Below are 6,395 nucleotides of genomic sequence, written 5' to 3'. Positions count from 1 at the left end.
TGGTGATCGCCGCCAGGCTCGGCGAGGGCCGCGAGGCCGCGCTCTCGCGCCTGGCGAGCGGCGCGGCGGCGGCCTGCCTCGCGGCCGGGGCCGCGGCCATCGGCTGGCGGACCGCTCCCCGCGGCTGCCCCCCGCCCGGCGCCCCGGCGGGTTCGCCGCTGCGCCGCGGCATCGGCTGCGCGCTCGCCATGCAGGGCTCGGGCATCCCCGGCATCGACATGGGCGGCGCCTTCCTCAAGCTGAACGAGGACGGCGGCTTCAACCTGCTGGTCGGCGCAGCGGACATCGGCACGGGCAGCGACACCGTGCTCGCGCAGATCGCCGCCGAGGTGCTGGGCGTGAGGCCGGAGGCGATCGTCGTCAGCTCGGGCGATACGGACCACGCGCCCTTCGACCCCGGCGCCTACGCGAGCAGCACGACCTACGTGAGCGGCGGCGCGGTGAAGAAGGCCGCGGAGATCCTGCGCGGGCGCATCCTCGACTACGCGGCGCTTCTCCTCGGCGTTGAGGCGGGGAGCCTGCGCCTCGAGAGCGGCGCCGAGGGCGCGGCGGTCGTCGCTCCCGGCGGCCGTCGGCTGTCCTACGCCGAGATCGGAACGAAGAGCCTCTACACGGACCATCAGCGCCAGCTGATGGCCACGGCCAGCCACGTCTCGCCGGACTCGCCGCCGCCCTTCGCCGCGCAGTTCGCCGAGATCGAAGTGAACCTGGCCACGGGCGCGATCCGCGTGCTGCGCTTCGTCACCGCGGTGGACGCGGGCCGCGTCCTCAACCCCGCGATGGCCGAAGGCCAGGTGGAGGGCGCCGTGGCCCAGGGGCTCGGCATGGCCCTCGTCGAGGGCATGCACTACGACCCGCTGGGTCGACCGCTGGCCGCGAGCTTTCGAGAGCACGGCTATCTCGGCCCCGCCGACCTGCCCCTGCAGCAGGTGATCTTCGTCGAGGACCCCGAGCCCACGGGGCCCTTCGGCGCCAAGGCCATCGCCGAGATCTGCATCAACGGTCCGGCGCCGGCGGTGGCGAACGCCCTCGCCGACGCCGCGGGCATCCGCCTGCGCGAGACTCCCCTCAGCCCCGCCCGCGTCCTGGCCGCCCTGCGCAGCCAGTCGGCTCAGCCCCGCTGAGGCGCCAAGAACTGGCCCGGCCTCTGCTTATTCCCTGTCGCGCGATGGCCTTTCGGCACCCGCCCGGGGGGCCACTGCCGTAAGTCATCTCAAGTCAAGGGACTTGACTGGTGGCCGCGGACTCCCACGGATCCCCTGCCCTGGCAGCGGACCCGCTGGGGGCTGCAGGTGGCAAGTTCTGCAGCGCCTGCGCACGACCCCGGCCGCCCCGGTCCCGGACCCGGCCGCCCCCAGGGACGGTCAGCCGAAGGAGCCCGGCATGGTGGGCAAGCGCGTTCGCGAGCGCGACGGCAACTGGCGGCGGGCGATGCCCCGCTTCCTGGTCCTCTTCCTCGGCAGCGGCCTGCTCGTGCTGGCCGTCGGCCTGCTGCTCTACGCCTCCGAGCGCGGCCGCCGCGTCGACCGTCTCGCCGCCAGCGAGCGCGAGCGGCTGGAGAGCCAGGCCAACGCGATGGAGGGCACGCTCCTGCAGATCGCCACCGATCTGCTCTCGCTCTCGCGCAACGGTGCCATCCAGCGTGCGGCCGAGCATGGCATCGGCGAGGGCGGGGGGCAACTCGACCGCCAGAGCGCCAGCGCGCTGGCCCGCGACATCGAACGCTTCGCTGGCGGCAAGCGCGACTATCTCGAACTCGCCCTCTACGATCGCAAGGGCCACGAGCGGATGCACCTCGAGCGCGCGGAGGGCGAGCCGGTCGCCGTCTTCCCCGACGGCCCCGCCCGCGAGCGCGGCCGCAGTCCCGTCGAGCTGGACGAGCTGCCCGTCGGCCAGGTGCGCTACTGGCTTTCCGACCAAGAGGGGCAGGGCCTGCGTTTCGCCACCGGCGTGCGCGCCGACGGCCAGCTCCTCGGCAGCCTCGTGCTCGCCTGCCGCGGCGAGGCCCTGCTGGCCGGCGGCGCAGAGCCTCCGGAGGGCGTCGCCGCCGAGCTGCGCATCATGGATCGCCATGCCCGCAGCGTGCTCGCCTTCGCCGGCGATCGCCCGGCCAAGCGAGCCTACGATCCCAGCACCGCCGCGCCCGAGCTCTGGCAGCAGATCCTCGCCGCTGCCGAAGGCCAGGCCAGCAATCGCTCGGGCATCACCAGCTACCGCGACCTGAAGCCCGGCCGTCCACTCAGCGAGCTCACGGCCGGCGGCGCGCCCGGCGGCTGGAAGATCGTCGCCCACGTCTCGGGCGGGCAGCTGGGCGCCCTGATGACGCCCTATCGCAATCAGCTTCTGGGCTACGCGCTGGGCATCTTCGTGCTGCTCGGCCTCGGCTCGGGTCTGCTCGTCTTCGGGCGGCTACGCACGCGTCCCGCGGACACCCACCTGGATGCCAGTCGCGAGCGCTTCGAGCGCCTGATCGACGATGCCCGCGAGCTGGTGATCACGGCTGAGCTGCAGGCGGACGCCGCCGGCACGGCGAAGCTGATCGCCCTCAATCGCGCCGCCACGGATCTCTTCGGCTACGACGCAGCCGAGGTGGCGCAGATGAGCCTGGGCGAGCTCGTCGTCCCCGACTCGCTCGAGGCCGTGCGCCGCCATCTCGCCGCCGCCCGCAGCGGGCGCGCGGGGGCGGTCGTCCTCCCCTTCGCCGACCGCAGCGGGAAGACGCACTGGCTCGAGATCACCTTCCAGCGCACGGTAGCCGCCGACGGCGGCAGCACCGTGCTGCGCGGCCTCGGCTGCGATGTTAGCGAGCGCAAGGGGCTCGAATGCGCGCTACGCGAGCTGGAGCAACTGCTCGATCTCGAAGCCGCGGCCAGCGCGGCACTCCACCACGGCGACAACCTCGAGGGCGCGCTGGCCGCCATCTTGAATCGCCCCGAACTCGAGAGTTCTGGCTGGGTGGCGCTCTACGCGGCGTCCGACGCCAAGAGCGGCCTCGAACGCCTGGCCTTCCGCGTGCTCGACAGCAAGGACAAGGAGGCGGGCGTGCTCGTCGAGTTGCTGCCCGTCACGCTGCCGGAGGCCTTCCGGCCGCTCGCCGGCGGCGAGCGGCCCTTCCGGCTCGACCTGCAGGCCGCTGGGGAGCCGCCCTTCGGCCAGGCGCTACCGCCGCGGCACGCGGCCTGCTGGATCTTCCCGCTCGGGCGGAGCACGGGAGTCACGGGCACGCTGCTCGTCTTCACGCACCAGACCGGCGATTGGCCCGCGCGACGCCTGGAGGCGATCGGGCGCATCGCCGGGGCCTGCGGCCAGTTCGTCGCGCGGCGGCTCCTGAGCGCCGGCCTCGCGGCCGAGCACGCCGCTCTCGAGACCTCGCGCAGCGAGACGGCTCGCGCCGGCGACAGTCTGCCCTGTTTCCTCACGCACGTCAGCGACCGCCTGCGGCTGCCGGCGCGTCGCCTGGTCGACGACTGCCAGCGCGCGCTGGCGGCGCCCGGCCACGATCGCGAGGGCCTGGAGTCGGCGGCACGCGGGGCGCGCGGCCTTGCGCGCAGCATCGAGGACATCCTCACCTACGCCGAGCTGGAGGCGGGTCGCCTGGAGGTGGCGCAGACCGAGTTCGTCTGGCGCGACGTCGTGCGCGAAGCGCTCGATACGCTCGCGGAAGCCGCCATGCGCCGGGGCCTCACCCTGCGTGCCGAGATCGAGAAGCAGATCCCCTCCCGCGTGATCGGCGACGGCCCGCGGGTGCGCCAGGTGCTCGACCAGCTCCTCGGTAACGCGCTGCGCTTCACCGAGCACGGTGAGGTGGTGCTCAAGGTCCAGCTCGCGCGCGAGTCGGCACGCAGCGCGTCGCTCCAGTTCACCGTGCACGACACGGGCTGCGGCATTCCCGACTCCCAGCAGAACGGTCTCTTCGCGCCCTTCGGCCAGGGCGGCGGGCCCGCCTCGCGCCGCCATCGCAACGGCGGCCTCGGCCTCAGCCTGGCTTCGCGGCTCGTGCGCGCCATGGGCGGCACGATGTGGATGCAGAGCGTCCCCGGGCAGGGGAGCAACTTCCACTTCACCTGCCCCTTCGGCCTGGCCCAGGATGAGTCCCGCCCGCAGGCCGCGCGCGAAGCGACGCCGCAGCGCGCGCCGGCGGAGCTGGCCGGCGCAGGGATCGGCGGTAGCCTGCCCGCGGGCGAGGCGCCGGTGCACATAGCGCCGCCGCCCAGCCTGCGCCTGCTCGTCGCCGAGGAGAGCGAGGCCAGTCGCCAGCGTCTGGGTCAGCTGCTCGAGGCGCAGGGGCATCGCGTGCAGCTCGCCGATTCGGCCATCCAGGCCATCGAGCTGCTCGCGCAGCAGGACTACGACGGCGTGCTGATCAGCGTCCAGATGCGTGACATGGACGGACTCACCGCTACTCGCGCCATTCGCGACTACGAGCGGGCGGGCGGCGCCCACCTGCCCGTCGTTGCCCTTTCGGCCGAAGCGATGGCGGGCGACCGCGCCCGCTGCGAGGCGGCCGGCATGGACTACTACCTCTCGAAGCCGATCGATGAACGGGAACTGCTGAAGGTCATCGTGCGCCTGGCGCAGGGGCTGTCGCAGGACGCGGCCACCGGAGCCCAGCGCGAAGGAGAAAGAAAGGAAGCGATCGTGAACGTCGACACCGAACTGAGCGTCTTCGACCGGGCCGCGGCCCTGGATCGCGTTGGCGGCGACCTCGAACTGCTCGTGGAACTGGCCGGCATGTTCATGGAGGACTGCCCGCAGCTCCTGGTCGAGATCGAAAACGCCGTGCGCAACGGCGACAGCGATGCCCTGAGCCAGAGCGCACACACGCTCAAGGGCGCCGTGGGCAACTTCTCCGCCCAGAGCGCCTACGATGCCGCCTATGTGCTCGAGAAGATCGGCCGCAGCGGGGACCTCAGCGAGGCGGCTAGCTCCTATCGAGTGCTGAAGCAGGAGATCGAACGCCTGCAGCCCCTGCTCGGCGCGCTGGCCTAGGGCAGACGCACGTGCGCGAGGTGTCCCTGCTCGAGCAGACCGTCTTCGACCCCGCCGAGGCCGAGACGATGGGCATCACCGGTGAAGCCCTGCGGGTCACCGGCGAAGGCGCGCGCGTTGCTGCGGGCGGGTCTCGTCGCCGGCGCAGCAGCCCGGCCGGCATCTTCACGATCAGCGCCCTGCTCAGCTTCGTACTGCTCGTAACGCTCTCGGTCCTCTTCTGGCAAGTGGAGGGCGAGTGGGAGAACCACATCGTCGAGGATCGTTTGCTGCTGGCGGAGGTCCACGCATTCCTCGCTCGCCAGGTGAGCGAACAAGCCGATCCCCGCGACGCGCTGCTCGCACGAGCCATTGACGAGCGGGCTGCGCATCTCGCCCAGCACGCGAAGGGGATTGAGCGCAGCGAGGACAACCTGATCCGTCACTTCCTGTTCCTGATCGGCGCCATGGCCCTCACCTGGACCGCAGGGCTCCTCTTCCTGCGCGCCAACCTGGGCAGCGAGCGGAAGGCCCTGCTGGAGGTGAGCCGGGCGCAGGCCGACGCCGAGGCCGCGAACCAGCGGCTGGCCGGGGCCAACCTGTGCCTGAGCGAAGCCGTCGCCACTGCGCGGACGAACGCGCTCTCGGCGGAGCTGGCCAACCGCACGAAGAGCGAGTTCCTCGCAAACATGAGCCACGAGATCCGCACGCCGATGAACGGCATCGTCGGCATGAGTTCGCTGCTCGGGGACACGGCCCTCGACGCCGAACAACGCGAGTACCTGGAAGCGATCCAGGCCTCGGCGGCCAACCTCCTCACGGTGATCAACGACATCCTCGACTTCTCGAAGATCGAGGCGGGCAAGCTGGAGCTGGATCTCTGCGAGTTCTCCCCGGCGGATCTCGCCCACGACAGCCTGCGCAGCCTGGCGATGCAGGCGCAGCGCAAGGGTCTCGAGTTCGTGAGCTTCGTCGATCCGGCGCTGCCGGCGACGCTGGTCGGCGATCCCGTGCGCCTGGGCCAGATCCTGATCAACCTGGTCGGCAACGCGGTGAAGTTCACGGAGCGCGGCGAGATCGTGCTGCGCGCCGAAGCGCTGCGAGTGGCGGACGATGCGGTCGAGCTGCAAGTCAGCGTGCTGGACACGGGAATCGGCATCGAGGCGGACAAGCTGGGGCGGATCTTCAACTCCTTCGAGCAGGGCGATGGGGGCGTCACGCGCCGCTTCGGCGGCACGGGGCTGGGGCTGAGCATTTCGCGGGCCTTGGCGGAGATGATGGGCGGCCGCCTCTGGGTTGAAAGCACGCCGGGCGAGGGGAGTAGCTTCCACCTGCAGCTCAGCCTGCGGCCCGGTGAGACGGCGACGCCGATGCACTCGGCGCCGGCGGCGCGGCCGGCGGCGCGGCCGGCGGTGCTGGCGGCGCCC

Annotated in this window: 3 protein-coding genes; all 3 read left to right on the top strand. The window is 72.2% G+C overall.

Annotated features, from left to right (window positions below; translation table 11 throughout):
* The first annotated feature begins 2 nt into the window (after positions 1-2).
* The gene (locus FJ251_12440) at positions 3-1,124 is read left to right on the top strand and encodes a hypothetical protein (protein MBM4118518.1); all 1,122 of its coding nucleotides are present in this window, start codon (positions 3-5) and stop codon (positions 1,122-1,124) included.
* A gap of 259 nt (positions 1,125-1,383) precedes the next feature.
* Positions 1,384-4,989 (top strand): response regulator, encoded by a 3,606-nt coding sequence (locus FJ251_12435; GenBank protein ID MBM4118517.1) that lies wholly within the window; start codon positions 1,384-1,386, stop codon positions 4,987-4,989.
* A gap of 446 nt (positions 4,990-5,435) precedes the next feature.
* Positions 5,436-6,395, top strand: a 960-nt coding sequence (locus FJ251_12430; GenBank protein MBM4118516.1) for a sensor protein, incomplete at its 3' end; no start/stop codon positions are given.

The sequence above is a fragment of the bacterium genome, assembly GCA_016873475.1.
Lineage (GTDB): Bacteria > Krumholzibacteriota > Krumholzibacteriia > JACNKJ01 > JACNKJ01 > VGXI01.
The sequence above is the reverse complement of the archived record's forward strand: the minus strand, read 5'-3'. Positions and strand labels throughout refer to the sequence as shown.